Raw genomic sequence first — 24,545 nt, 5'->3', positions numbered from 1 at the left:
GACAGATCAGTTATGCCCCAGCTATCCGTGGTCAGGTCGCCATGTCCGAATCTTCGCAATTTTTCGCAACTTCGACGGATGTATGCGGCTTGGCTTTCAAGAGCTCCATGAACTCATTTCAGCACGTAGCTGGCAATTCGACTTATGGTCGAGACATCCGTTTTTGTGCAACCAAATCCGTAGCGGACAGGCTTCAGGCTCCGATATTCGAGGTATACCCGGTCCTGTGTCGTTGGGCTGTTTCAGACGCTAATGGTGCATGTTCAGACGCAAAACTTTTCATTTGCTCGCCACACTCTTGTGAAGTTGTGAAAACCCGTTTTTTTCACGCTCTTTTGAAGACGTGAACCTCAAAAAAGGGCTGTCCAGGCCTGGCACCTTGCCCGCAAAGGCAAAACAACGCGGTGGCCGAGCGTCATGACAGCTCTGCAGATTCGCGAAAAGCGGGGTTTTTGCCGGAAGAACAGGCAAGCGCGCCAACTTCACTCGATCTGTGTGGGCGGCTCTCTGTGGGCGATTTTGGGTGTCGATGCATGCGCATTGACGCTGTTGCGGGGCCCGATCAGGAGACGTCCTTATAATCGGGGGGAGATTGTATCGAAGAAATGCGGGCAGTTGCTCGTGTTTAATGACTTTTATTAGGCATCCGGTCAGATGCTCAACATCGCTTGCACCCGTGCACGGGGCTGCGACGCTATGACGCGGGCGCTGGCGGGCAGTGGCTGGTGCAACCAGTTGAGGCGGATTTCTTCGATTTCCACCCAGCCATCGCCCATCGGTTGCAGGCTGCACTGCTTGAATGCCTGGCAATGGCCGTTGCGATCGAGCAGGGCGAAGCTGCGGTGCAGCGGGCGTGGCGAGAACAACGAGATCAGATAACGCATGATTGAGTACCTTGTGGGGGACTGATTGCAAGGTTGCCAAGGCGCCGTGACGTGAACGTGTATGCCGGGTGAATAATCTGTGACAGGAACCGCTTTCCCGCGGGTTTGTCAGACATTTCAGTATTCACTGTCGGGCGCTGGTTACCCGCAGTGGCCCACCGCTATACTGCCGGCCTGTTTGTGCCTGATTCTGGAGAGAAGAGCATGTTGCAACGCCTGTTGTTCGGTTTGATCACTGTGGCCGGTTTGACCTTGGCCGGCTGCGCCCACAGCCCGCAACAACTGAACCCGGAGCCGAAGCTGACCACCCAGCTGCCAGCGGTCGGTCGTGGCCAGCCTGTTGTCGTGCGTGTAGTAGACGGTCGTCCGTCGCCAACTTTGGGCACGCGTGGCGGTCTGTACCCGGAAACCAGCGCCATCACCGTGCAGCGCGAGCAGATCCTGCCCAAGCTGCAGGCTCAGGCTGAAGCCGCCGTGCGTCTGCTCGGTTTCACCCCGACCAATAACGCGCCGAATGCTCCGCAGTTGACCGTGACCCTGGCCGAGCTGAAGTATCAGTCGCCGAAAGAAGGCATGTACGTGACTGAGGCGACCATCGGCGCGACCTTCCGCTCCGACGTGCAGAACGCCAACCGCCGTTACAGCGGCCGTTACGGCGCTTCGCTGGACCAGCGTTTCGGCATGGCGCCGAACCAGGAAACCAACACCAAACTGGTCAGCGACGTGTTGAGCGATGCGCTGACGCGTCTGTTCAAGGATCCGACTGTGGGTCAGGTTCTGGCTGAGTAAGTTTTCGGCAGATGTGAAAAAGCCCGGGGCCAGTGATGGTTTCGGGCTTTTTTGTGGGTGTCAGGATTGAAATTTTGTGTTGGATGAACAATCGATCCCCCTCACCCCAGTCCTCTCCCCCAAGGGGGGCGAGGGGGAAAGGGAGTCGATCGGGGGCTTTTCAGAATCTGAGTTCGGCTCGATATTTCAGGTCGATGTACCTCGAATAAACACCTCGGTCAGTCCCCTCTCCCTTTGGGAGAGGGCTAGGGTGAGGGGCTTTTGCTTTCAGGCAGCCTGCGAGTAAAAGTCGAGAACGCTGACACCCGTCAGCAAATCCGTCTCCGGCAAATCCGCATGCTGATGCCCGCCCAGTGCGCAATACACCAGCCAATGACGATCCTGAACATTGAAGGCGAGGCTGCCGACGAGGCTTTGCTGCTCGTCGTAAGGGGTAATGAGATAAAGACGATCCTGGTTTTCAGCGTGAAGCATGTCGCGTTCCATGTGTGTTTCGAGGCGCGCAGGGTGGCCTATCCACATGACGATGCCGTGACACAGGACAGCCATCGGTCGATTGTCAGGTAATTTGTCGCAAAGGCTGGGGCAGGGGAGCAAGGTTTCGGTAGAATCCGCGCCGCAGTCGTCGATCTGGCGTCTGCCATACCGGTTCAGATAGAGGTCTGTGATGTCGCTGCACTTGATGACGCTGTTTACCGCCCATCCCGCCAAGTTGATCAACTTGCTGGCACTGCTGTTGGCGTTTCCGGGCAGTTGGCTGCTGCACGCCACTCGTCGCCGTGAACAGCGCGCGATGGCCAGCATTGCCGCCCAGCGTCAGGCACAGCCGAATGCCGAGCCGATACTGGATTGGGCGACCTTGCGCATGAACCGGTTTTTCTATCGTTTTGGTTTTGCTTGCCTGGGCCTGGCCCTGATCGTTTCCTGGATCAGCACGCGCTTCTAAAAGCAAAAGATCGCAGCCTGCGGCAGCTCCTACAGGGTGTACATCATTCCCGTGTAGGAGCTGCCGCAGGCTGCGATCTTTTGATCTTGCCGTTGTTTTACAGCGGCAACCCAGCCTTGACCCGATACTGATTACGTACCGGCGTCGCGTATTGCAGCACCAGATACGGACGGTGCTCTGCAGGGCATGCATCCAGCCGGCTCTGCCATTCTTCCTGCGCCTTGGCCAGTTCATCCGCCGGGAATACCTCGGCAGCTTTCGGCACATTCAACTGCGGATCAGCATCGGCCCACTGCGCATACGCCAGGTAATGCACCGGGAACAACCGGTAACCGCCGAGAATCTGCTTGTCCATTTCGACCGCCAATTGCTTGGTGTCTTCGAACAGCTCAGTGATCGGCGCAGCAAAGTTCACATGCACGCGGCCCTTGTAGCCAGTGATGCCCTTGGCAATGCTTACGTCATCCTCGCCCGGCGCTTTCGCGTAAGTGCCGGTGGTCGCGCGGATGTACAGCTCGCGGGCCTTGGCCTGGTCGCACGGATCGTATTCGTAGCTGATCGACACCGGGGTGACATTCAGCGAGCGGATCACTTCGCCGAACGGCTCGTCCTTGCGGCTCATGTGGAACATCTTGAGGATCGCCGACTCGGTGCGGTCGTCTCCGTCCTTCGCCCGACCTTCGGCCTGAGCGATCCAGATCGACGCGCAATCGTTGCGGATCGAGTGGTTGATGTACGCCGACAACAGTTGATACGCAGCCATTTTCTCGCGGCGGCCGGTGATCGAACGGTGGACGATGAAGCTCTTGTTCAAACGCATCAGGTCGCTGACAAACGGTTTTTGCAGCAGGTTGTCGCCAATCGCGATGCGCGGCGTCGGCAGGCCAGCGTGGTACACGGCGTAGTTGACGAAGGCCGGGTCCATCACGATATCGCGGTGGTTGGCGATGAACAGATAGGCGCTGCCGGACTTGAATTGCTCGACACCGGTGTAGGTCACGCCGTCGGTGGCGCGCTCGATGGTGTGGTCGACGTAGGACTCGACCTTGTCCTGCAACGTCGCCACCGACGTCACGTCGGCGAACTCACGACGCAGCCGATGGGCTATAAGTGGTTTGAGCATCCAGCCGAAGGCACCGGCAAAACGCGGGAAGCGGAAGTGGGTGAGGATATCTAGAAACGCCTTGTCGCCGAGCAGTCTTGCCAGTACCACAGGTACTTCGCTGTCGTCGTAAGGTCGGATGGCATCGAATTCGCCCATCATGCTCTCTTGTTGGAAACGGCTAGGGTAAGTAAAGGTTTTGATCGAAAACCCGCGGGGCACGGTCTGAAAAAGTAGCCAGACAAAAATAGCCCTGCAAATAGACCGGCGATTATACGCACAAGTCACTTGGGAGACCGCGATGCTGGAAACCGCTGAATACGAATGTCCTTATTGTGGGGAAGCAGTAGAGACGACGCTGGACCTGTCCGGTGGAGATCAGACTTACATCGAGGACTGTCAGGTGTGTTGTCAGCCAATAACGTTCGTGTTGCAGGTTCATGGAGAGGAATGGCATCTGGAAGTCTTCAGCGAAAACGAGTGAGGCGCGCCCATGCAGCGAATCTACGAGCCGGAAAACCTGATGGAAGGTGAAATGCTCAAGGGCATGCTCGCCAGCGAAGGCATCGAGGCGCACTTGATTGGCCGCGATTTGCTCGGTGGAACGGGCGAGCTGCCGATCTTCGGTCTGTTGGGCTTGTCCGTCGATAACGATCAGGCCGAATACGCTCGCGAGCTGATCACCGCGTACAATGCCGCGCTGCCGCTGCCCGGCGATGAACCGGAGAGCTTCCCCGGAACGCTGGTCTGTTAGGCTGAGCTTCGTTTTACTTCAGAGTCGTGTTGCCCCATGTGTGGACGTTATGCCCTGTTTCGCTGGAACCGCGATTTCGCGGCCCTGCCAGGTTTTCCCGCCGATCAGCAGGCGCAGTGGAACATTTCCCCCAATGATTCGGTGTTGATGCTGCGCGCCGCTGAAGACGGCCAGCGCACCTTGGCGCGCGCCCGTTGGGGGCTGACACCGCCGTGGCTGACCGATCTGTCGAGAACCCCGGCGCATGCCCGGGCGGAAACCGTGGCCGAGCAGCCGATGTTTCGTGAGGCGCTGCGCCAGCGTCGCTGCCTGCTGCCGGCGAATGGTTTCTATGAATGGCGCGGGACCCAGCGCAAGCGCCCGTTCTGGCTAACGCCGGGGGAGGGCTCTTCGCTGTTTTTTGCGGCGATCTGGGAGGCGTATCCGGTGCAGGAACAGGTGTGGTTGAGTACGGCGGTGATCACTCAGCCGGCGTCGAGTCAGCGGCGGCCGTTGATTCTCGATGAGGCGGGGCAGGCGGCGTGGCTCGATCCCGAAACGCCATTGCATGTGTTGCAAGGGTTGCTGGCCAGTGAACCGGCGGCGTTGCGCGAGCGGGTGTTGGCGAATCTGATCAATGATCCGAAGCTCAATGGGCCGGAGTGTTTGACCCCGGGTTAAAGCCTGAAGGTCAAAAGCCCCTCACCCTAGCCATCTCCCCGAGGGAGAGGGGACCGACCGAGTTGTCTTGAGCGATTCACCGACCTGATGCATCGAGTCGATTATGGATTCAGTGAAGATCTTTCAGGTCGGTGTCATTCTGAAATATCCCCCAATCAGTCCCCTCTCCCTCTGGGAGAGGGTTAGGGTGAGGGGCTTTTCGCTTTTCAGACCTTGAACTGATTGATCAACCGCCGCTGCTGCTCCGCCAGTTTGGTCAAATCAGCACTCGCCGAACTCGACTCATCCGCACCGCCTGCCACTTCATTGGCCACTTGCCCGATGTTGATCACATTGCGATTGATGTCATCGGCCACCGCGCTCTGTTCTTCCGCTGCGCTGGCAATCTGCGTGTTCATGTCGTTGATCACCGAAACTGCCTGAGTAATCGTTTCCAGCGCCTCAGCCGCTTTCGCCGCGTGCTGCACGCTTTCATCAGTGCGGTTCTGGCTGTCTTCCATGACCCGCACCACGTCGCGTGTGCCCTGTTGCAGTTGCTGGATCATGCTCTGGATTTCTTCGGTGGCTTTCTGGGTTTTCTGCGCCAGATTGCGCACCTCGTCGGCGACCACGGCAAAACCGCGACCTTGCTCACCGGCACGCGCCGCTTCAATCGCCGCGTTCAGGGCCAGCAGATTGGTCTGCTCGGCAATCCCGCGAATCGCCGTGAGAATCGCGTTGATGTTTTCGCTGTCCTTGGCCAGCGTCTGCACCACGTCTACGGCTTTGCCAATTTCCACTGCCAGCACGCCAATCGAATTCGAGGTGTCGCGGACGATCTGCATGCCCTGACTGGCCGCTTGATCGGCGTGACTGGCGGCTTGTGCCGCCTGCGTCGCGTTACGTGCGACGTCCTGCGCGGTGGCGGTCATTTCCTGCACTGCCGTGGCGACCTGATCAATCTCGGCCATTTGTTTCTGAATGCCGATGTTGGTGCGAATGGCGATGTCGGCGGTGTGCTCCGAGGAATCGCTGACGCTCTGCACCGACGTCACTACCTGCGTGATCATCGCCTGCAATTTGGCCAAAAAGGTGTTGAAGCCCTTGGCGATCGAGCCCAATTCGTCGCTGCGATCACTGCTCAAGCGTCGGGTCAGGTCACCTTCACCCTGAGCAATGTCATTGAGCATCGCGACCATCTGCTTCAGTGGTCGGGCAATGCCGTGACCGACCAGCCAGATCACTAGCAAGCCAATGCCAGCGATGAGCAGACCGACCATGGCCATGCCGAAGGTGTCGGATTTACGCTGAGCATCCAGATCGGCCTGTAGCTTCTGCAGATCAGCCATCACCGCGTTCAGAGGCAATTGCAGCATCAATGTCCAGCGCGCGTCCGTCTGGCCGATGCCGAACGGCAGGTACAACTCGATGCGCCCCTTGTCCTTGTTGACCGAGTAAGTCACTTCATCGCGCTTGAGATTGGCCATGTTGGCGGTCTGCTCGGCATCGAGGATATCGCTGACTTTTTCGCCGAATTTGCTCGGGTCTTTGGTGTAGGCGACGATCCGGCCATTGCCGCCGATCAGGGCCATTTGCCCGGCGCCGCTGTAGAGCTTCTGGTTGGCTGCGAGGAGCATTTCCTGAATGAAGTTCACCGACAGGTCAGCGCCGACGATGCCCTGGAAGGCGCCGTTGAGCATGATCGGTTCAATAAAGGAGGCGAGCATGACGATCTTGTCGCCGACCTTGTACGGCGCCGGATCGATCACACAGGATTTTTTGCTCTCCTTCGAGCACAGGTAGTACTCGCTGGCGCGCACACCGGTGGACAGGGTTTTCTGGTCGTCAACGTCGACCAGTTTGTCGAGGCCGAGGGTGCCGTCATCGTTGCGGAACCACCACGGCAGAAAACGCCCGTTGGCCGCGTCGATGCCAGCCACGCTGGTGCCGACATAGGCCGCGTCATTGTGGTCAAGAGCATTTTTTTCCCAGCCGATGTAAGTGCCGAGAATTTTCGGGTTCTTTTCGACGTTCTCTTTGATCAGGCTGATCAGTTGCTCGCGACTGACAGTGAGGCGCGGCTGACCATCGGCGCCCGGCGTACCGAGCAGGGCGTTGACCCGCACCAGCCCGCCGGCAATCAGCAGCGGCGCTTCGAGTTCGCGCTGGATCTGGCTGACCTGGGTTTGCGCCAGCGAGGTCAGGCGCTGTTCGATGACTTGCTCGAACTGCGCCTGGGTGCGTTGTTGCACCATCTCTTGCGTGCGCGCACCGGAGAACAGCGCATACAGCACTAGCGCGGCGACCACACTGAGCACGATGGCGCCGGCCAGGGCGGCGACGGAAAACTGGATCGACTTGAACTTCATGGGAGCTCCGCACGCAAGAGGACGTCTGCGGTGATATATCGGCAGGCGGCATTGGGCCATGAGCGCGGGCAGTGGCAATTGAACGCCGATGTCGCAAATGGATCAGTGCGCGACGCAGTGGCAGAGGCTCTGCCGTTGCTGTGAATTTTTTACGACAGCCATGGTGGGAAACGTCTGAAAGTCGCTGCAGCACGTCCGTTGTATCTGGCGTCGATACAATTACCCGCCTAGGATACGCGCAGGTTTTCAGGGAGCTTTTGAATGAACAAGACATTGGTTGTAAGTGCACTGGGCGCAGCGCTGTTGCTGGCCGGTTGTCAGTCGGTCAACACCACCAGCGGCGGTGCCGTGGGTGTGGAGCGCAAGCAGTACATGTTCAGCATGCTGTCCTCGCAAGAGGTCGACCAGATGTATGCCCAGTCGTATCAGAAGACTGTCGGTGAAGCCTCCAGCAAAGGTGTGCTGGACAAGACCAGTCCTGAGGCCAAGCGGGTTCAGGCAATTGCCAATCGCTTGATCGCCCAGGCGCCGAACTTCCGTCCGGATTCGGCGCAGTGGCAGTGGGAAGTCAATCTGATCAAGAGCGACGAGCTCAACGCCAACTGCGGGCCTGGCGGCAAGATCATTTTCTACACCGGACTGATTGACAGCCTGAAGCTCACCGACGATGAAATCGCCGCGGTCATGGGCCATGAAATCGCCCACGCCCTGCGCGAGCATGGTCGTGAAGCAATGTCCAAAGCCTACGGGATTGAAATGGCCAAGCAGGGCGCAGGTGCATTACTTGGTCTGGGTCAGGACAGTCTGGCGCTGGCCGACACCGTGGCCAATTACGGCATGACCTTGCCGAACAGCCGTGCCAACGAAAACGAAGCCGATCTGATTGGTCTGGAGCTGGCCGCACGCGCCGGTTACAACCCGAACGCCGCGATCACTTTGTGGAACAAGATGAGCAAAGCGTCGGAAGGTTCGCCGCCGGAGTTCATGAGCACTCACCCGGCCTCGACCAGCCGGATTGCCTCGTTGCAGGCGGCGATCCCAAAGGTCATGCCGCTGTACGAACAGGCCCCGAAATCCTGAGTCGGTGATCGTTCCCACGCTCTGCGTGGGAATGCCTCTAAGGACGCTCCGCGTTCCAAAAGGGACGCAGAGCGTCCCCGGCTGCATTCCCACGCAGAGCGTGGGAACGATCCTTCTCTCAGGGTTAAACCCAGCCACTACTCTGCATGGCTTTGTACACCGCAACAATTGCCAGAATCATGAACGCCGAAGCTGCGAGGCGACGGATCAGGGTCAGTGGCAATTTGTCGGCGGCAAAGTTACCGGCCAATACCACTGGCACGTTGGCAATCAACATGCCCGCTGTCGTACCGATAATCACCAGCCACAGATCCGGGTATTGCGCCGCGAGCATCACCGTGGCGACCTGAGTCTTGTCGCCCATTTCCGCCAGGAAGAATGCAATCAGTGTGGTCAGGAAAGGCCCGAACTTGCGCGCGGTGCTGGTTTCATCGTCGTCCATTTTGTCCGGCACCAGCGTCCACAGCGCCGTGGCCGTGAAGCTCGCGGCGAGGATCCAGTGCAGCGTCGCATTCGAGAAGAAACTGCCGAACCAGGCGCCTACCGCACCGGCTGCTGCGTGGTTGGCCAGGGTCGCAGCGACAATACCGGCAATGATCGGCCAGGGTTTGCGGAAGCGAGCGGCGAGAATCAGCGCGAGCAGTTGCGTCTTGTCGCCGATTTCGGCCAAGGCAACGATTGCGGTGGGAACGAGTAACGAGTCCAGCATCAGGATTTCCTAAGGGGCGGGTCGACACGGCTATGACACGTACAGCCTTCCCGCCCCGGGTAAGGTGTGCGTGTCATAGGTCTTGTCAAACCCTGCGATCCGTCTGTTGCGGACGCTTGGGTCGCATACGCCATGATCTGAGGATCAAGTATGTTGACGTATGCCGGACGAGCTTGGCGCTCGTGGGAGACTACTCCCCTAGGACGGAGCGGATTCTGCCTAGGCAAATCCGATTGAGCAAGCCTCTTTTTTAAAACAAGTTTCAGCCGCGCTTGGCTCGGTAAATCCGGAAACCATTGCCTTCGGCCTTGATCGCACACACGCCAAGATGCTCCTCGATCAGCGGTTGATACTTGAGGAAGCTGTTCGCGACCAAGCGCAGTTCGCCGCCGTTTTTTAGATGTTTGGCTGCTTTTCGCAGCAAGTTCTCCGTAGCGAAATAATCGGTGTGCACGCCGACATGAAACGGCGGGTTGCTCAGAATCGCATTCAAACCCATCGGCGCAGCATCGATACCATCCCCCGTCAGCACTTCAGCTTCCAGACCGTTGGCCGCCAGCGTCAGACGGCTGCTGGCAGCGGCAAACGCATCCACATCGAGCAACGTGACCTGATTGTGCGGATAGCGACGTTTGACCGCAGCGCCCAACACACCTGCGCCGCAACCGAAGTCGAGCAGATGACCGCTCGGCAATTTGTCCAGATGCTCCAGCAACAGGGCGCTGCCGCGATCCAGGCGACCGTGGCTGAACACGCCCGGCAGGCTGATGACTTTCAACGGGCCTTCAGCCAGTGGCAATTCATAGGTCTGCGCCAGGCTTTCCAATGATTTCGCTTCCGGGGCATTGGCCACAGTCACTTGCCACAACTGGCAGTGCCGCGCGCTGTCGAGCTTGCGCGGCTTGCCGAACGGGTTGAGCTGCTTGGACGCGCCTTCGATGCCGCTGCGTTTTTCCCCGACCAGAAACACTTCACGCCCGGCCAGACGTGAGGCCACGGCGTTGAGGATGTAATCGGTCAGGTCCTTGGACTTGGGCAGAAACACCACGGCGCTGTCGAACTCGCGCTCGGGAATGTTCACACCGAAATGGCTGCGACCCTCGAAGCGTGCGTCCAGCGCAGCTTGATCGCCGGCATGCCAGCACCAGCCGAATGCATTGGGCAGGCGCCCGAGCAAATCGTCGGCGGGCAAACCGGCCAACAACAACGAACCTTGAAACAACTCGGGCTGACGAAGCAGTACTTCACTGCGCGGATCCATAACTGCTCCTCAAAAAAAAGTGCCGCAGTTTATCAACTGACGACCCGCAGCGCCTTACCGCTGAAGAACGCCTGAGCGTTTTCGGTCAATTGGCCGACGATGCGCTGGCGTGCCTCGCGACTGCCCCAAGCGTTGTGCGGCGTAACGATGAGGCACGGAATATCTGCCGCGAGCAAGGGATTGCCCTGGGTCGGCGGCTCGACGCTCAACACATCTGTCGCGGCGCCACCGAGGTGGCCGTTGCGCAACGCATCGGCCAGCGCCTGCTCATCGATCAGACCGCCACGGGCGGTGTTGACCACGAACGCACCGGGTTTCATTGCGGCCAGTTCGCGGGCACCGATGAAGTGGCGGGTGTGTTCGTTGAGCGGACAGTGCAAGGTGAGCGCGTCGATTTGCGGCAGCAGTTCATCCAGCGGCAAACGATCCGGGCGAGCAGGGCGACCCGGAATCTGCCCGAGCAACACGCGCATGCCGAACGCTTCGGCTAATCGAGCAACAGCGCCACCGAGTTCGCCATGCCCAAGCAGGCCAAGGGTTTTACCTTCCAGTTCGACAATCGGATAGTCGAGCAGGCAGAACTGTTTGGCCTGCTGCCAGCGACCTTCACCGACGGCTTTCTGATAATCGGCCAGACGCGTGGCGAGGTTGAGCAGCAGCATGATGGTGTGTTGCGCCACCGATGGCGTGCCGTAACCCTGACAGTTGCACACGGTAATGCCCTGCGCGCGGGCGGCGGCGAGGTCGACGTTGTTGGTGCCGGTGGCGGTGATCAGGATCAGTTTCAGATCGGGGTTGGCAGCCATCGCGGCGGCGTCGATCAGGATCTTGTTACTGATCGCCACGGTGGCGCCTTGCAAACGCTCGGCGACTTGCTCGGGCAAGGTCTGGGCGAACAACTGCAGATCGCTGAAGCAGTCGCGCAACGGACTGAGGTCCAGATCGCCGAGATCCAGCGAAGGGTGATCAAGGAATACCGCACGGCGCGTGTTCGTCATCAACTGTACCTTTTGTGCTGTGAGCGTTGGGCGTAATCTGCCGAGCCTACCAGATGAAACAAATTGATACGCTTGGCCGAAAGGAGCCCCCATGTACTGGACCGAGTTCTTGACCGTTGCACTGATCCACTTGCTGGCCGTCGCCAGCCCCGGCCCGGACTTTGCCGTGGTGGTGCGCGAGAGCGTGACCCACGGGCGCCGCGCTGGCACCTGGACCGCGCTGGGCGTGGGCACGGCGATTTTCCTCCACGTTGGTTATTCGCTGCTGGGGATCGGCCTGATCGTGTCGCAGTCGATCGTGCTGTTCAACGCGTTGAAGTGGGCGGCCGCCGCTTACTTGCTGTACATCGGCTTCAAGGCGCTGCGCGCGCAACCGGCGAAAACCGTGACCGATGATCTGCACAAAGAGGCTGGCGTACGCACGGCGCGCGGCGCGTTCACCTCGGGCTTCGTGACCAACGGTTTGAATCCGAAAGCCACGCTGTTCTTCTTGTCGCTGTTCACCGTGGTGATCAACCCGCACACGCCACTGGCCGTGCAGGCCGGTTACGGTATTTACCTGGCGGTTGCGACTGCGATTTGGTTCTGTCTGGTGGCGATGCTGTTCAGCCAGCAACGTGTACGTGCCGGTTTCGCCCGCATGGGCCACTGGTTCGACCGCACCATGGGCGCGGTGCTGATCGCTCTCGGCGTGAAAATCGCGTTTACCGAGATGCATTGATCTCAGAACCGCGACTTAAACCTGTGGGAGCGAGCCTGCTCGCGAAGGCGTTGGGTCAGTTGACATTATTGGTGGCTGAAAGACCGCTTTCGCGAGCAGGCTCGCTCCCACAGGGTCTTACACAAGCTCGCTGAGTTTGCTCAGGTTATTGAGGTATTCGCGGGGATTTTCCCCGAGCAAGCGGCGAAACATCGCGCTGAACGCCCGCGCACTGCCGTAACCCAGATCCCGCGCCACACGCTGCACGCTATCCCCGGCGAGCAGGCGGGGCAGGGCTTCCATCAGGCGCAGTTGCTGGCGCCAGGCGTTGAAACTCATCTGCAACTGTTGCTGAAACAGCCGCGCCAACGTACGTGAGCTGGCGCCGACCTGCTGCGCCCAGTCTTCCAGGGTGTTGGCGTGATCGGGGGTGTGCAGCAGTGCCAGACAAATGTTTTGCAGGCGCCGGTCGCTGGGCATCGGAATGTGCAGCGGCAGGTTTTCCAGGCTGGCGAGTTCTTCCAGCATCAACTGCTGAATCAGCGGGTTGTCGGCGTGCGGCGGCCCTTGCACCGCGCGCAGGATCAGCTCGCGCAGCAGCGGTGTCACGGCCAAAACGCAGCACTGTTGCAGACTGGCGGGTGACAGTTCCGGCGCGATGAACAGCGAGCGCATCTGCACATCACCGCTCATGAAAATCTCGTGCGCCACCTCGGGCGGAATCCACACCGCGCGGCTTGGCGGAATCACCCACGCGCCGGATGCCGTGACCACGCGCATGAGGCCGCTGACGGCATACAGCAATTGCGCCTCGCGATGCAGGTGCAGCGGCTGGTGGGCGCCGTCCAGATAGTCCCGGGGGTAGGCACTCACCGGGCCGTGTTCGAAATGGCTGATCAACATGTCTGATCCGATGACTTGCTTGGCAGAAATGCGCTTTATGGCCAACCTAGCATAAGCGGCACACAACAACGTAAAGCGTGCCGCCATGAATCAATCCCGAAATGTCATTCGCTACATCAACGCCGCTCATGTGATCGATCACATGTTCATGCTGATCTTTCCCGCCGCCGTGCTCGGCATGACTCAGGCCTTCGGTCTTGATTACGCCGCGCTGATCGGCCTGTCACTGGGCGGTTTCATTGCTTTCGGCGCCTGTTCGCTACCGGCAGGGTGGCTGGGCGATCACTGGAGCCGGCGGCAAATGATGCTGGTGTTTTTCTTCGGCATTGGCGTCTCGGCAATTTTTACCGGCCTGAGCAACAGCCCGAGCATGCTGGTGATCGGCTTGACCCTGATCGGTATTTTCGCGGCGATTTATCACCCGGTCGGCACGGCAATGCTGGTTGCTTACGCGCAGAACCGTGGCCGCGAAATCGGCATCAACGGCATGTGGGGCAATCTGGGCGTGGCATTTTCGGCGCTGATCACTGGCTTGCTGGTGGCGCAGTTCGGCTGGCGCTCGGCGTTTCTGATACCGGGCGCAGTGGCGATTGTGCTGGGTCTTGGCTTCGCCTTGCAGGTGCGCGAAGAGCCGATCCCGCAACGCCCGCACACGGCGCTTAAAGGCGCCGCCGGTCAGCGTATTTCGATGGTTATGGTGTTCGGCGTGCTGGCGCTGGCCACAGCTACCGGCGGGGTGGTGTTCAACGCCACCACCATGACTTATCCGAAACTGTTCCAGGAGCGTTTGCATGAGCTGTTCGCTTCGCCGCAAACCCTCGGTGTGGTGGTCAGTCTGGCTTATGCCTTTGGCGCGGTGGCGCAGTTGAGCATTGGTCGGGTGTTGCACCGCTTCAGCCTGAAATGGCCGTTTGTTGTCCTGACGTTGTGCCAGGCACCGCTGCTGTTCGCGCTGGCCTATGCCGACGGCTGGGCAGTGATCGCGCTGGGTGCGGCATTCATGTTCGTGGTGTTTGGTCAGGTAACAGTGAACGATGCGATGGTTGCCAACTTCGTCGCCCCGCAATGGCAATCGCGGGTGTTCGCTCTGCGTTACTGTTTATCGTTTGGCGCCAGTGCGACGGCGATACCGCTGATTTCCTACGTCGAACCGCGCCATGGCTTTGTAGGCCTGTACTTGATTCTCGCGAGTTTCGGCGCGTTGACCTTCCTTGCGGCTGTCGTATTCCCACGGACACCTTCCGAGGAGGTTGTAGGGCAAACGGCCTGACCGAAGACGAAAACCGGCAAATGCTGGCGCAAAGCTAGCATTTGTACGGCTTTGCAAATCATTCCTTTGGCTGATTTGGCTGGCGTATAAGGGTTCTAGAGTACCTGTCTCTACGCCAACACCGTGCAGTCAGAAAAGGGATTCTTATGTTGCAGACTCGCGTCATTCCCCCGGCCGATGGGGCCTACCAGTATCCATTGCTGATCAAACGGCTGCTGATGTCCGGCGCCCGTTACGAGAAAACCCGCGAGATCATTTACCGCGACCAGATTCGCTATAGCTACCCGACCCTGATCGAGCGCGTGGCGCGGTTGGCCAACGTGCTGACGGCGGCCGGTGTGAAGGCCGGTGACACGGTGGCGGTGATGGACTGGGACAGCCATCGTTATCTGGAGTGCATGTTTGCCATTCCGATGATCGGCGCGGTGATCCACACCATCAACGTGCGCCTCTCGCCTGAGCAGATCCTCTACACCATGAACCACGCCGAGGACCGCTTTGTGCTGGTCAACAGCGAGTTCGTCGGGCTGTATCACGCGATCGCGCCGCACCTGACCACGGTCGAGAAAACCCTGCTGTTGACCGATCTGCCGGAGAAAACCGCCGAGTTGCCGAATCTGGTCGGCGAGTACGAGCAACTGCTGGCCGCCGCGAGCCCGCAGTACGACTTTCAGGATTTTGACGAAAACTCGGTCGCCACCACGTTCTACACCACCGGCACCACCGGTAACCCGAAAGGCGTGTATTTCACCCATCGACAACTGGTGCTGCACACCATGGGCGTGTCGACGATCATGGGTTCGATCGACAGCGTGCGCTTGCTTGGCACCAACGATGTGTACATGCCGATCACGCCGATGTTCCACGTTCACGCCTGGGGTCTGCCGTACGTGGCGACCATGTTGGGCCTGAAACAGGTTTATCCGGGACGTTACGATCCGGAGTTTCTCGTCGAGTTGTGGCGCAAGGAGAAGGTCACCTTCTCTCACTGTGTACCGACCATCCTGCAAATGCTGCTTAACGCCAAAGGCGCACAAGGCACTGATTTCGGTGGCTGGAAAATCGTCATTGGCGGCAGCGCGCTCAATCGCACGCTCTACGAAACCGCGAAGGCGCGCGGCATTCAGCTCACCGCCGCGTATGGCATGTCGGAAACCGGGCCGTTGGTGTCCTGTGCGCACCTCAATGATGAATTGATGGCCGGCACTGAAGACGAACGCACCACTTACCGGATCAAGGCCGGCGTGCCGGGGCCGCTGGTGGAAGCGGCGATCGTCGACGCCGAGGGTAACTTTCTTCCGGCTGACGGCGAGACCCAGGGCGAATTGGTGCTGCGCGCGCCGTGGCTCACCGAGGGTTATTTCAACGAGCCGCAGAAGGGCGCCGAGCTCTGGGCCGGCGGCTGGCTGCATACCGGTGATGTCGCCACGCTCGACAGCATGGGCGTGATCGACATCCGCGACCGCATCAAGGATGTGATCAAGACCGGCGGCGAGTGGATCTCCTCGCTGGACCTCGAAGACCTGATCAGTCGTCACGTCGCGGTACGCGAAGTAGCAGTGGTGGGCATCGCCGATCCGCAGTGGGGCGAGCGTCCGTTTGCCTTGCTGGTAATCCGTGAAGGGCACGTGATCGGGGCGCGCGAGCTCAAGGAACACCTCAAGCCGTTCGTGGAATTGGGCCATCTGAGCAAGTGGGCGATTCCGAGTCAGATCGCTCTTGTTACCGAAATTCCCAAGACCAGTGTCGGCAAGCTCGACAAGAAGCGCATCCGCCTCGATATCACTGAATGGCAGGCCAACAACAGCACCTTCCTCTCGACACTTTGAGTGTCTGCTGGCGCGCCGAAACCGGCGCGCCAGACCCACCAAGCAAGCGCTTGCCTTGTGAAATCGAAAAAATCAGCCATCCTTGCCGTGCCGACATGTGTCGGACTGGCGAAAGGACTGTTCCAGAGTGGCCGGCAGCTGCAAATCACACTTTAGAGGGATCAAGCAGTACCACCTGCTGGCTATAGTCCGCTCAAGGATTTTTAAGAACGGAGCACACGCACTGATTGGGGCGAGCAACTTTGGAGTGAATTCGGGCAGCCCTGGCACCCGGTCTTCCACAGCGTTTTTAAAAGTACTCACTGCCATAACAATAATGCACATGGAGTAGCGTCGATGACCTCAGTAAACCAGTTCTGGCGCCGGGCGAAACTGCCTCTGGCAGTCAGTCTTGCCTCCTCGCTCGCCGGGCCCGCATTCGGCGTCAGTTTCAACGTCGGTGAAATCGAAGGCCAGTTCGACTCGTCCTTGTCGATCGGTGCCAGTTGGTCTACTCAGAGCCCGAACAAGAACCTCATCGGCGTCAACAACGGCGGCCACGGTCTGTCGCAAACGTCCGATGACGGTCACGCCAACTTCAAAAGCGGTGAAACCTTCTCGAAGATCTTCAAGGGTATTCATGACCTTGAGCTGAAGTACGGCGACACCGGCGTATTCGTCCGTGGCAAATACTGGTACGACTTCGAACTGAAGGACGAGAGCCGCCAGTTCAAAGACATCAGCGACAGCAACCGTAAAGAGGGCGCCAAGTCGTCCGGCGGGCAGATTCTCGACGCCTTCGTCTACCACAACTATGCGATTGCCGATCAGCCGGGCTCCGTGCGTCTGGGCAAGCAGGTTGTGAGCTGGGGTGAAAGTACCTTCATCGGCGGCGGCATCAACTCGATCAACCCGATCGACGTCTCCGCGTTCCGCCGTCCCGGTGCCGAGATCAAGGAAGGCCTGATTCCGGTCAACATGTTCTACGTGTCCCAGAGCCTGACCGAAAACCTTTCGGCCGAAGCGTTCTATCAACTGGAATGGGACCAGACCGTCGTCGACAACTGCGGCACGTTCTTCTCGCAGCCGGACATTGTTGCTGACGGTTGCAACGACAACCTGCGCGTGTTGAACAAGCGTTCGCAAATCCCGGCCGTGGCCCTTGGCCCATTGGCCGCCAACGGCGTCAACGTCAACGAGGAAGGTGTGCTGGTTCGTCGTGGCCCGGACCGCGATGCCCGCGACAGCGGTCAGTGGGGCGCATCCTTCAAGTACATGTACGAACCGCTCGACACCGAGTTCGGCGCCTACTTCATGAACTACCACAGCCGCGCGCCGATCTTCAGCGCCACCGGTGCGCCACAATCGGTCTACAACACTGCACGCGCGCTGCCAGGGCCTTTTGCGGCGCTCGCACCACTGCTGGTCGCGGGCAACTCGAACTACTTCATTGAATACCCTGAAGACATTCGCCTCTACGGTCTGAGCTTCTCCACCACTCTGCCTACCGGTACGGCGTGGAGCGGTGAGATCAGCTATCGTCCGAACGCGCCGGTACAGCTGAACTCCACCGACATCCTGTTCGCCGGTGTACGTCCGCTCGGCGGCGCACTGACCAACGCTTCGCTGCTCAATGGTGTGCCGGGTCAGGATCTGCACGGTTACGAGCGCAAGGAAATCACCCAGATCCAGACAACGTTCACGCACTTCTTCGATCAGGTCATGGGCGCCAGCCGTCTGACTTTGGTCGGTGAAGTCGGCGCGACTTACGTCGGTGGCCTGGAAAGCCGTTCCGACATGCGTTATGGCCGCGATCCGGTCTACGGTCCGGGCGAGTTGCCAGCCACTGGCACGACCAACACCTGCGCCAATATCCTCAATGCCAGCACCATCAACGGTGCAGGGGCAGGATCGCCGCAGAACAACCGCAGCCGCAATTGCGACAACGACGGCTTCACCACCTCAGTGTCGTGGGGCTACCGCGGTCGCGCCATCTGGGAATACAACGACGTCTTCGCCGGTGTGAACCTGAAGCCGAACGTGGCCTGGTCCCACGACGTCAGCGGTTACTCCCCTGGCCCTGGCGGTAACTTCGAGGAAGGTCGCAAAGCGGTCAGCCTGGGCGTCGATGCCGAATACCAGAACACCTACACCGCGAGCCTGGCTTACACCAACTTCTTCGATGGCAAGTACACCACTGTGGATGATCGCGACTTCGTTGCGCTCAGCTTCGGCGTGAACTTCTAAGCACTGCATTTCAGGACGAACGAATTTATGAAAATAACAAAGAGTCTGTTCCACGCCGGTGTTCTGGGTCTGTCGCTGCTGGCGACCGGGGTCATGGCTGCGGTGCCTGCTGCAGAAGCCGACAAACTGGGCAAGAGCCTGACGCCGATGGGCGCTGAAATGGCCGGTAACGCCGACGGTTCGATCCCGGCGTGGAAGCCGCTGCCGAAAAATGCCGGCTCGGTCGACAGCAAGGGGTTCCTGTCCAATCCATACGCCAGCGAGCAACCGCTGTTCACCATCACTGCGAAAGACGTCGACAAGTACAAGGACAAACTGGCGCCGGGGCAGTACGCGATGTTCAAGCGTTACCCGGACACCTTCAAGATGCCGGTGTATCCGTCCCATCGCGGTGCGACCGTGCCGGATGACGTATTCGCCGCCATCAAGAAAAACGCCACCACCACCAACCTGGTGTCTGGCGGCAACGGCCTGGAAAACTTCGATACCGCCGTACCGTTCCCGATTCCGAAAACCGGTGTGGAAGTCATCTGGAACCACATCACCCGCTATCGCGGCGGCAGCGTGACTCGTCTGGTGACTCAGGCCACGCCGCAACCGAACGGCTCGTACAGCCTGGTGTACTTCCAGGATCAGTTCGTGTTCCGCGACAAGATGAAGGACTACGATCCGGCGAACCCGGGCAATATCCTGTTCTACTTCAAGCAGAAAGTGACCGCGCCGGCACGTCTGGCCGGTGGTGTGCTGCTGGTGCACGAGACCCTCGACCAAGTGAAGGAACCACGTTCGGCGTGGGTCTACAACGCCGGTCAGCGCCGTGTGCGCCGTGCACCACAAGTGTCCTATGACGGTCCGGGTACTGCCGCCGACGGTCTGCGTACCTCCGACAACCTCGACATGTTCAACGGTGCACCGGATCGCTACGACTGGAAGCTCGAAGGCAAGAAAGAGATGTACATCGCCTCCGACAGCTACAAGCTCGACGATCCGAAGCTGAAATACGCCGACATCATCAAGGCCGGCCACATCAACCAGGACCTGGCGCGTTACGAACTGCGCCGCGTCTGGCATGTGGTAGCAACCTTGAAGGAAGGTCAGCGCCACATCTACGCCAAACGTGACTTCTACATCGACGAGGACACCTGGCAGGCGGCAGTGATCGACCACTATGACGGTCGTGGCCAACTGTGGCGCGTTGCCGAAGCGCATGCCGAGAACTACTACGACAAGCAAGTGCCGTGGTATGCCCTGGAAACCCTCTACGACCTGCAGTCCGGCCGCTACCTGGCACTGGGCATGAAGAACGAAGAGAAGAGTGCGTATGACTTCGGCTTCACTGCCACCACCAGCGATTTCACCCCGGCCGCACTGCGTCAGGATGGCGTTCGCTAACCTGCTGTAACCCGAGGCCGCATCCTCGTGAAAACGCCCCGACCGGTTCGGGGCGTTTTTTTGTCTGCGGATTTTTCCGTAGCCTTTTTGTAGCCATTTGTAGCAGCAACCTTCATAACCGGTTCGTTTAAGGCTAGTCTGCGGACATCTGCAACGCCGCCAACAGCAATTCGAACAAGAGCCGGCCATGACTGATCTGTCCCCACTTCCGGGTCCCGCAAGCGTTGCCGTCGCGGCACTGGACGGGCGTTTTTTTCGCCCACCGCTGCCCGACGGCTACGTTTTGCGACCACGTCTTTGCGAGCGCCTGCAGGCCGGACTCGGTGGGCGCCTGTTGCTGGTCAGCGCCCCCGCCGGATTCGGCAAGAGCTCGCTGGCGGTGGAGTTCTGTCAGAGTCTGCCGGCGCACTGGCAAAGCCTCTGGCTGGGCCTGAGCCCGCGCGACAGCGACCCCGGACGCTTTCTTGAGCGTTTGCTCGAAGGCTTGCAGGACTACTTTCCGCAACTGGGCAGTCGTGCACTCGGCCTGCTGAAAATGCGCCAACGTCATCAGCCGTTTGCCTTCGAAGAATGGCTCGACGGCTTGCTCGATGAGTTGACCCTGCACCTCGATCCCGCCAAGCCGCTGCTGCTGGTGCTCGACGACTATCATCTTGCGCAAGGTCCGGTACTCGACCGGTGCCTGCAGTTTTTTCTCAATCATTTGCCTGACGGCTTGCTGGTGATGGTCACCAGCCGGCAGCGTCCGGACTGGCATCTGGCGCGTTTGCGTCTGTCGCGGCAGTTACTGGAGCTGCATGAGTCTGATCTGCGTCTGACCCACGACGAAGCCCTGACCTTGCTCGATCGCCACAGCACGTCTCTGCGCGGTGAAGCCCTGGAAAATCTGATTCAGCGCAGTGAGGGCTGGGTTGCCGGTTTGCGTTTCTGGTTGCTGGCGATGTCTGAAGCCGGCAGCGATGCCGCATTGCCGCAAACGTTGAACGGCGGGGAAGGGCTGATTCGCGATTATCTGCTGGAAGAGGTCATCGATTGCCTGCCGGCCGAAGTGCAATCCTTCCTTTACGACACCGCTCCCCAGGAACGCTTTTGCAGCGAGTTGTGCGATGCCGTTCGCGAGGCCCATGACAGTGCCGAGATCCTGCGCTTTCTGCTTGCGCATCAGGTCTTTCTCGTACCGCTGGACGAGCACGGGCACTGGTATCGCTACCACCATCTGTTCTCCGATTTGTTGCGCAGCCGGCCGATAGCGCAAGCGATGGTGCCGACCGCAACGCTGCATCTGCGTGCGTGTCGCTGGTTCAATGCCCAGGGCTTGCTCGACGAGGCGGTGGAGCAGGCATTGCGCGCTGGTCACCTCGATGTGGCGGCAAATCTGGTACAGAATCTTTCCGAGGAACAGCTGCTGGCCGAACAAAACGTCGGCATGCTGCTGCGCTGGAAAATGGATTTACCTGACAGCTTGCTGATCAGCACGCCGCGGCTGATCGTGCTGTACAGCTGGGCATTGGGGCTGGCGTGTCAGCTCGATGCGGCCGAAGAGTTGTCCGGCCACTTGAGCCGCTTTCTGCCGGCGCCGTCTGCCACCGCGCAAAAATCGATGCTGGCGCAATGGCTGGCATTGAGCGGGATCATTGCCCGTGGCCGCGGCCATCGTGAGTTGACCCTCAGGTATTGCAGCGAAGCATTGGAAAGCCTGCCAGCCAAGCGTTACGGTCAGCGATTGATGTGTTTATCGACCTTGTCCAATCTGGCCATTGCCGACGGCGATCTATGGCGCGCCCGCGGCCTTAATCGTGAATCCCTGGAGCTGGCGCAGCGCGTCGGCAATCCTCTGTTTGAAGCGTTGGCGCATTACGATCGTGCGCGTGTTTTGCAGGCGCGTGGCGAGATTCTGCGCGCACTCGATGAAGTCCATCAGGGGTTGGAACGCTTGCGCGGTCTGTCGCCACAACGCTTATACGCGGTGCGTGCGCGGCTGACGTTGTACGAAGGTTTTCTATTGGCGATGCGCTTGCAGCCTCAGGCCGCTCGTTTGCGCTTGTTGGCCGGGATTGGTGAGGCGCGTGCCTGCCGCGATATCAGTGTGTTGATCGGCCATTGTGTCATCGCTCGTCTGGACGGCAGCAGTGGCGAATTCGCCAAGGCCTTTGCCGAACTCGCCGAAGCCGAACGCCTGATGCACATCTGGGACGTGCCGCCGATCTACTACCTGGCGATGATCACGCTGGTCAAATGCGAGCTGTGGCTGGCGCAGGGCCGCACCGATCTGGCCGAGGCGTGGCTGGCGCGTCTTGGGCAGACTTACACCGGCGAGCGTGCTGCCGCACCACCAGAGTTTCATCCACAGTTGCCGTTGCATGTTGAACTGCAGCAGGCGTTGCTGGACATGATTCAAGGGCAACCCATGCTCGCCGAAGGACGGCTGAACGTGTTGCATGAAAACGGTCAGCAGACCGGGCGGCAGTTGCTCAGCGTGATGGCGTTGACGCAGAAAGTGGCGCTGTTGCTGGCGTGTGGGCGTGAGCCGGAGGCCAGAAAAGCGCTGAGCCAGGCATTGGAAGCGGCAGCGGGTGGCGTGGTGCAGCCATTTGACAGTTTGCTGAAAAAGTACGGTGACTGGCTACGCGGGCAATTGGTTTCGAACGTTTCGACAGCGGTCAGTCAGCAATTGCTGGGACACCTGCCTGTTCCCGCTGTCCGTCCCGTCGCAGAGGTCTCGGTGGCCGAACAGCTCAGCAGTCGAGAGCTGGCCGTTCTGCGCCTGATTGCTCAAGGCTGTTCGAATCAGGAAATCAGCGAGCAGTTGTTCATATCCCTGCACACCGTAAAAACTCACGCCAGTCATATCAACAGCAAGTTGGGGGTTGAGCGGCGCACACAGGCAGTGGCGCGGGCCAAAGAGCTGGGGTTAATGATCTAGCGACGGTAAAATTGCCGATCGGCCGTTTCGAGCCACTGCCCAGGATTTCCCATGACCGTTTCAAGCCCAGTGCTCATCCGCGAAACCTTCCCCGTCGGCCCGCTCCAGTGCAACTGCACCATCATCGGCGATCCGATTACAAAGAAAGCCATCGTCGTCGACCCGGGCGGCAATCCTGACCTGATCATGGCGCGTCTCGATGCGCATGGCCTGAAAGTCGTCAGCATCATCCACACCCACGCGCATCTCGACCACTTCCTCGCTTCCGGCCAGATGAAAGAGAAGACCGGAGCGACCCTGCATTTGCACAAGGAAGACCAATTCCTCTGGGACAACCTCGAAATGCAATGCCAGATGTTCGGCGTGCCGTATACACCGGTGCCGTCACCGGATCGCTGGTTGAGCGATGATGAAGAACTGGCCTGTGGTTGCGGCGTGGCCCTGCATACGCCGGGACATACACCCGGTTCCATGAGCTTTTGGTTTTCCGAGGCTAAGCTGTTGATTGCCGGCGACACGTTGTTTCGTCGCGGCGTAGGGCGCACGGATTTGTGGGGCGGCGATCAGGCGACCATCGTGCGTTCGATCAAGCAGCGGCTGTACACGCTGGACGAGGATGCGACCGTGGTGACCGGTCACGGGCCGGATACGCGTCTGGGTGACGAAATGCGCGAAAACCCGTTTGTGCGTGCCTAAATATTTTGTCACGAGTGCCCGGCGGAATTTTTGTGCATTGTCATGATCCAACGCCCGCGCAGGTCCATTTAACCCAGTGGCCGCTGCACCACAGAATGCGAAAAACCAGGAGCTCTCCATGTTCACCAAGCGTCGTTTGATTATTGTCGCTACTGCCGTGGCCTTGCTGTCCGGCTGCGCCTCGCCTAACCCGTATGACAATCAAGGCCAGGCTGACAGCGGCTCGCAAGGCATGAGCAAAACCGCCAAATACGGCGGCCTCGGCGCTCTGGCCGGTGCGCTCGCCGGTGCTGCCATCGACCACAACAACCGCGGCAAGGGTGCCTTGATCGGCGCCGCAGTGGTGGGTGCTTCCGCTGCCGGTTACGGTTACTACGCCGACCAGCAGGAAAAGAAACTGCGCGCGAGCATGGCCAACACCGGCGTTGAAGTGCAGCGTCAGGGCGACCAGATCAAGCTGATCATGCCAGGCAATATCACGTTCGCCACCGATTCGGCGAACATCGCCTCCAGCTTCTACCAGCCGCTGAACAACCTCGCGGGCTCGTTGAAAGAGTTCAGCCAGAACCAGATCGAAATCGTCGGCTACACCGACAGCACCGGCAGCCGCCAGCACAACATGGACCTGTCGCAGCGTCGTGCGCAGAGCGTGGCGACCTACCTGACCTCGCAAGGTGTCAGCGGTGCCAACCTGTCGGCCCGTGGCGCCGGTCCGGATAACCCGATCGCCAGCAATGGCGATGTGAATGGCCGGGCGCAGAACCGCCGCGTTGAAGTCAACCTGAAAGCGATTCCGGGTCAGCAGTATGGTGGTCAGCAGCAACAGCAGCCGGGTACGGTTCAGCAATATCCGTAACTGAATGCCTGATTGAAGAAATGCCCGATCCTGTGATCGGGCATTTTTTTGTCTGGCCTGTGCCGGCCCCTTCGCGAGCCGGTTCGCTCCCACATTTGAAATGCATTCCCCTGTGGGAGCGAGCCTGCTCGCGAAGGGGCCGCTACCAGCACCGAAGATTACAGACACAAAAAAGCCCCCGGACACATCACTGTCCGGGGGCTTTTTTACCAGCGAAGG

Annotated in this window: 22 protein-coding genes, 1 pseudogene and 1 riboswitch; of the genes and pseudogenes, 14 read left to right on the top strand and 9 right to left on the bottom strand. The window is 59.5% G+C overall.

The features are described 5' to 3' along the window. Nucleotides 1–650 precede the first annotated feature (650 nt). On the bottom strand, nucleotides 651–884 hold the full coding sequence (locus QOM10_RS24395; RefSeq protein ID WP_127929735.1) for a hypothetical protein: 234 nt from the start codon (nucleotides 882–884) through the stop codon (nucleotides 651–653). 204 nt (nucleotides 885–1,088) lie between these two features. On the opposite strand from QOM10_RS24395, the gene QOM10_RS24390 reads away from it, so the two are divergent. Then, the gene (locus QOM10_RS24390) at nucleotides 1,089–1,673 is read left to right on the top strand and encodes a YajG family lipoprotein (protein WP_008086137.1); all 585 of its coding nucleotides are present in this window, start codon (nucleotides 1,089–1,091) and stop codon (nucleotides 1,671–1,673) included. A 267-nt stretch (nucleotides 1,674–1,940) separates the two neighbouring features. Here QOM10_RS24390 and QOM10_RS24385 read toward each other — a convergent pair whose 3' ends face one another. Beyond that, the gene (locus QOM10_RS24385) at nucleotides 1,941–2,147 is read right to left on the bottom strand and encodes a hypothetical protein (protein ID WP_008083982.1); all 207 of its coding nucleotides are present in this window, start codon (nucleotides 2,145–2,147) and stop codon (nucleotides 1,941–1,943) included. 193 nt (nucleotides 2,148–2,340) lie between these two features. Here QOM10_RS24385 and QOM10_RS24380 point away from each other — a divergent pair, with 193 nt between their 5' ends. After that, a complete protein-coding gene (locus QOM10_RS24380; protein WP_016985168.1) occupies nucleotides 2,341–2,619 on the top strand; it encodes a hypothetical protein in 279 nt (92 codons plus the stop codon). Between the two features lie 97 nt (nucleotides 2,620–2,716). On the opposite strand, the gene QOM10_RS24375 is transcribed toward QOM10_RS24380, so the two are convergent. Continuing rightward, nucleotides 2,717–3,880 (bottom strand): 1-acyl-sn-glycerol-3-phosphate acyltransferase, encoded by a 1,164-nt coding sequence (locus QOM10_RS24375; RefSeq protein ID WP_176470129.1) that lies wholly within the window; start codon nucleotides 3,878–3,880, stop codon nucleotides 2,717–2,719. A 142-nt stretch (nucleotides 3,881–4,022) separates the two neighbouring features. On the opposite strand from QOM10_RS24375, the gene QOM10_RS24370 reads away from it, so the two are divergent. Genes QOM10_RS24370 through QOM10_RS24360 form a run of 3 tightly spaced genes read left to right on the top strand, consistent with a single transcriptional unit; the run spans nucleotide 4,023 to nucleotide 5,135 of the window. Beyond that, complete coding sequence (locus QOM10_RS24370) at nucleotides 4,023–4,205, top strand: CPXCG motif-containing cysteine-rich protein (protein WP_127929733.1); 183 nt, start codon at nucleotides 4,023–4,025, stop codon at nucleotides 4,203–4,205. A 9-nt stretch (nucleotides 4,206–4,214) separates the two neighbouring features. Beyond that, nucleotides 4,215–4,475: a putative signal transducing protein gene (locus QOM10_RS24365; RefSeq protein ID WP_007912819.1), complete on the top strand. Its 261-nt coding sequence runs from the start codon at nucleotides 4,215–4,217 to the stop codon at nucleotides 4,473–4,475. A 36-nt stretch (nucleotides 4,476–4,511) separates the two neighbouring features. After that, on the top strand, nucleotides 4,512–5,135 hold the full coding sequence (locus QOM10_RS24360; RefSeq protein ID WP_127929732.1) for an SOS response-associated peptidase: 624 nt from the start codon (nucleotides 4,512–4,514) through the stop codon (nucleotides 5,133–5,135). A 206-nt stretch (nucleotides 5,136–5,341) separates the two neighbouring features. On the opposite strand, the gene QOM10_RS31410 is transcribed toward QOM10_RS24360, so the two are convergent. Next, nucleotides 5,342–6,085 (bottom strand): methyl-accepting chemotaxis protein, encoded by a 744-nt coding sequence (locus QOM10_RS31410; protein ID WP_371857753.1) that lies wholly within the window; start codon nucleotides 6,083–6,085, stop codon nucleotides 5,342–5,344. Nucleotides 6,086–6,196: 111 nt separating this feature from the next. After that, a pseudogene (locus QOM10_RS31405) lies at nucleotides 6,197–6,394 on the bottom strand (HAMP domain-containing protein); the annotation flags it as partial. Between the two features lie 1,350 nt (nucleotides 6,395–7,744). Here QOM10_RS31405 and QOM10_RS24350 point away from each other — a divergent pair. Beyond that, nucleotides 7,745–8,563, top strand: coding sequence for a M48 family metallopeptidase (locus QOM10_RS24350; RefSeq protein ID WP_150750485.1), 819 nt, complete (start codon nucleotides 7,745–7,747; stop codon nucleotides 8,561–8,563). A 124-nt stretch (nucleotides 8,564–8,687) separates the two neighbouring features. Here the strand turns inward: QOM10_RS24350 and QOM10_RS24345 are convergent, their stop codons facing one another. The 3 genes from QOM10_RS24345 to QOM10_RS24335 form a co-directional block, all read right to left on the bottom strand. Next, a complete protein-coding gene (locus tag QOM10_RS24345) occupies nucleotides 8,688–9,272 on the bottom strand; it encodes a TMEM165/GDT1 family protein (protein WP_007912813.1) in 585 nt (194 codons plus the stop codon). A gap of 88 nt (nucleotides 9,273–9,360) precedes the next feature. After that, a riboswitch (yybP-ykoY riboswitch) is annotated at nucleotides 9,361–9,483 on the bottom strand. A gap of 51 nt (nucleotides 9,484–9,534) precedes the next feature. Further along, nucleotides 9,535–10,533, bottom strand: coding sequence for a class I SAM-dependent methyltransferase (locus QOM10_RS24340; protein ID WP_077574494.1), 999 nt, complete (start codon nucleotides 10,531–10,533; stop codon nucleotides 9,535–9,537). A gap of 32 nt (nucleotides 10,534–10,565) precedes the next feature. Continuing rightward, nucleotides 10,566–11,531: a 2-hydroxyacid dehydrogenase gene (locus QOM10_RS24335; protein ID WP_316917081.1), complete on the bottom strand. Its 966-nt coding sequence runs from the start codon at nucleotides 11,529–11,531 to the stop codon at nucleotides 10,566–10,568. 91 nt (nucleotides 11,532–11,622) lie between these two features. Between QOM10_RS24335 and QOM10_RS24330 the strand changes: the two genes are divergently transcribed. Further along, nucleotides 11,623–12,252, top strand: a complete 630-nt coding sequence (locus tag QOM10_RS24330; RefSeq protein WP_007912807.1) for a LysE family translocator — start codon at nucleotides 11,623–11,625, stop codon at nucleotides 12,250–12,252. Nucleotides 12,253–12,369: 117 nt separating this feature from the next. Here QOM10_RS24330 and QOM10_RS24325 read toward each other — a convergent pair whose 3' ends face one another. Further along, on the bottom strand, nucleotides 12,370–13,134 hold the full coding sequence (locus QOM10_RS24325) for an AraC family transcriptional regulator (RefSeq protein ID WP_150774949.1): 765 nt from the start codon (nucleotides 13,132–13,134) through the stop codon (nucleotides 12,370–12,372). 85 nt (nucleotides 13,135–13,219) lie between these two features. Here QOM10_RS24325 and QOM10_RS24320 point away from each other — a divergent pair, with 85 nt between their 5' ends. From QOM10_RS24320 to QOM10_RS24290, 7 genes are all read left to right on the top strand, one after another. Further along, entirely contained in the window at nucleotides 13,220–14,404 is a 1,185-nt protein-coding gene (locus QOM10_RS24320) for an MFS transporter (protein WP_316917080.1), read from the top strand. Between the two features lie 146 nt (nucleotides 14,405–14,550). Continuing rightward, nucleotides 14,551–16,233, top strand: a complete 1,683-nt coding sequence (locus QOM10_RS24315) for a fatty acid--CoA ligase (RefSeq protein WP_316917079.1) — start codon at nucleotides 14,551–14,553, stop codon at nucleotides 16,231–16,233. A 336-nt stretch (nucleotides 16,234–16,569) separates the two neighbouring features. Next, nucleotides 16,570–18,459, top strand: a complete 1,890-nt coding sequence (locus QOM10_RS24310; RefSeq protein ID WP_150750482.1) for a DUF1302 domain-containing protein — start codon at nucleotides 16,570–16,572, stop codon at nucleotides 18,457–18,459. 27 nt (nucleotides 18,460–18,486) lie between these two features. Then, on the top strand, nucleotides 18,487–19,851 hold the full coding sequence (locus QOM10_RS24305; RefSeq protein WP_095050635.1) for a DUF1329 domain-containing protein: 1,365 nt from the start codon (nucleotides 18,487–18,489) through the stop codon (nucleotides 19,849–19,851). Nucleotides 19,852–20,038: 187 nt separating this feature from the next. Further along, nucleotides 20,039–22,774 (top strand): LuxR C-terminal-related transcriptional regulator, encoded by a 2,736-nt coding sequence (locus QOM10_RS24300; RefSeq protein ID WP_150750481.1) that lies wholly within the window; start codon nucleotides 20,039–20,041, stop codon nucleotides 22,772–22,774. Between the two features lie 51 nt (nucleotides 22,775–22,825). Beyond that, nucleotides 22,826–23,470, top strand: coding sequence for an MBL fold metallo-hydrolase (locus QOM10_RS24295; protein WP_127929723.1), 645 nt, complete (start codon nucleotides 22,826–22,828; stop codon nucleotides 23,468–23,470). A 118-nt stretch (nucleotides 23,471–23,588) separates the two neighbouring features. Continuing rightward, the gene (locus tag QOM10_RS24290; RefSeq protein ID WP_127929722.1) at nucleotides 23,589–24,326 is read left to right on the top strand and encodes an OmpA family protein; all 738 of its coding nucleotides are present in this window, start codon (nucleotides 23,589–23,591) and stop codon (nucleotides 24,324–24,326) included. Nucleotides 24,327–24,545 lie beyond the last annotated feature (219 nt).

It is taken from the genome of Pseudomonas sp. P108 (assembly GCF_032613195.1).
Taxonomy (GTDB): domain Bacteria; phylum Pseudomonadota; class Gammaproteobacteria; order Pseudomonadales; family Pseudomonadaceae; genus Aquipseudomonas.
The sequence above is the reverse complement of the archived record's forward strand: the minus strand, read 5'-3'. Positions and strand labels throughout refer to the sequence as shown.

Coding starts and splice junctions, on each gene's coding strand:
- QOM10_RS24385 (WP_008083982.1), bottom strand. CDS start 2,147: ATGCTTCACGCTGAAAACCAGGATCGTCTTTATCTCATTACCCCTTAC.
- QOM10_RS24295 (WP_127929723.1), top strand. CDS start 22,826: ATGACCGTTTCAAGCCCAGTGCTCATCCGCGAAACCTTCCCCGTCGGC.
- QOM10_RS24360 (WP_127929732.1), top strand. CDS start 4,512: ATGTGTGGACGTTATGCCCTGTTTCGCTGGAACCGCGATTTCGCGGCC.
- QOM10_RS24305 (WP_095050635.1), top strand. CDS start 18,487: ATGAAAATAACAAAGAGTCTGTTCCACGCCGGTGTTCTGGGTCTGTCG.
- QOM10_RS24310 (WP_150750482.1), top strand. CDS start 16,570: ATGACCTCAGTAAACCAGTTCTGGCGCCGGGCGAAACTGCCTCTGGCA.
- QOM10_RS24390 (WP_008086137.1), top strand. CDS start 1,089: ATGTTGCAACGCCTGTTGTTCGGTTTGATCACTGTGGCCGGTTTGACC.
- QOM10_RS24330 (WP_007912807.1), top strand. CDS start 11,623: ATGTACTGGACCGAGTTCTTGACCGTTGCACTGATCCACTTGCTGGCC.
- QOM10_RS24290 (WP_127929722.1), top strand. CDS start 23,589: ATGTTCACCAAGCGTCGTTTGATTATTGTCGCTACTGCCGTGGCCTTG.
- QOM10_RS24350 (WP_150750485.1), top strand. CDS start 7,745: ATGAACAAGACATTGGTTGTAAGTGCACTGGGCGCAGCGCTGTTGCTG.
- QOM10_RS24395 (WP_127929735.1), bottom strand. CDS start 884: ATGCGTTATCTGATCTCGTTGTTCTCGCCACGCCCGCTGCACCGCAGC.
- QOM10_RS24325 (WP_150774949.1), bottom strand. CDS start 13,134: ATGTTGATCAGCCATTTCGAACACGGCCCGGTGAGTGCCTACCCCCGG.
- QOM10_RS24300 (WP_150750481.1), top strand. CDS start 20,039: ATGACTGATCTGTCCCCACTTCCGGGTCCCGCAAGCGTTGCCGTCGCG.
- QOM10_RS24345 (WP_007912813.1), bottom strand. CDS start 9,272: ATGCTGGACTCGTTACTCGTTCCCACCGCAATCGTTGCCTTGGCCGAA.
- QOM10_RS24315 (WP_316917079.1), top strand. CDS start 14,551: ATGTTGCAGACTCGCGTCATTCCCCCGGCCGATGGGGCCTACCAGTAT.
- QOM10_RS24365 (WP_007912819.1), top strand. CDS start 4,215: ATGCAGCGAATCTACGAGCCGGAAAACCTGATGGAAGGTGAAATGCTC.
- QOM10_RS31410 (WP_371857753.1), bottom strand. CDS start 6,085: ATGGCCGAGATTGATCAGGTCGCCACGGCAGTGCAGGAAATGACCGCC.
- QOM10_RS24320 (WP_316917080.1), top strand. CDS start 13,220: ATGAATCAATCCCGAAATGTCATTCGCTACATCAACGCCGCTCATGTG.
- QOM10_RS24335 (WP_316917081.1), bottom strand. CDS start 11,531: ATGACGAACACGCGCCGTGCGGTATTCCTTGATCACCCTTCGCTGGAT.
- QOM10_RS24380 (WP_016985168.1), top strand. CDS start 2,341: ATGTCGCTGCACTTGATGACGCTGTTTACCGCCCATCCCGCCAAGTTG.
- QOM10_RS24375 (WP_176470129.1), bottom strand. CDS start 3,880: ATGGGCGAATTCGATGCCATCCGACCTTACGACGACAGCGAAGTACCT.
- QOM10_RS24340 (WP_077574494.1), bottom strand. CDS start 10,533: ATGGATCCGCGCAGTGAAGTACTGCTTCGTCAGCCCGAGTTGTTTCAA.
- QOM10_RS24370 (WP_127929733.1), top strand. CDS start 4,023: ATGCTGGAAACCGCTGAATACGAATGTCCTTATTGTGGGGAAGCAGTA.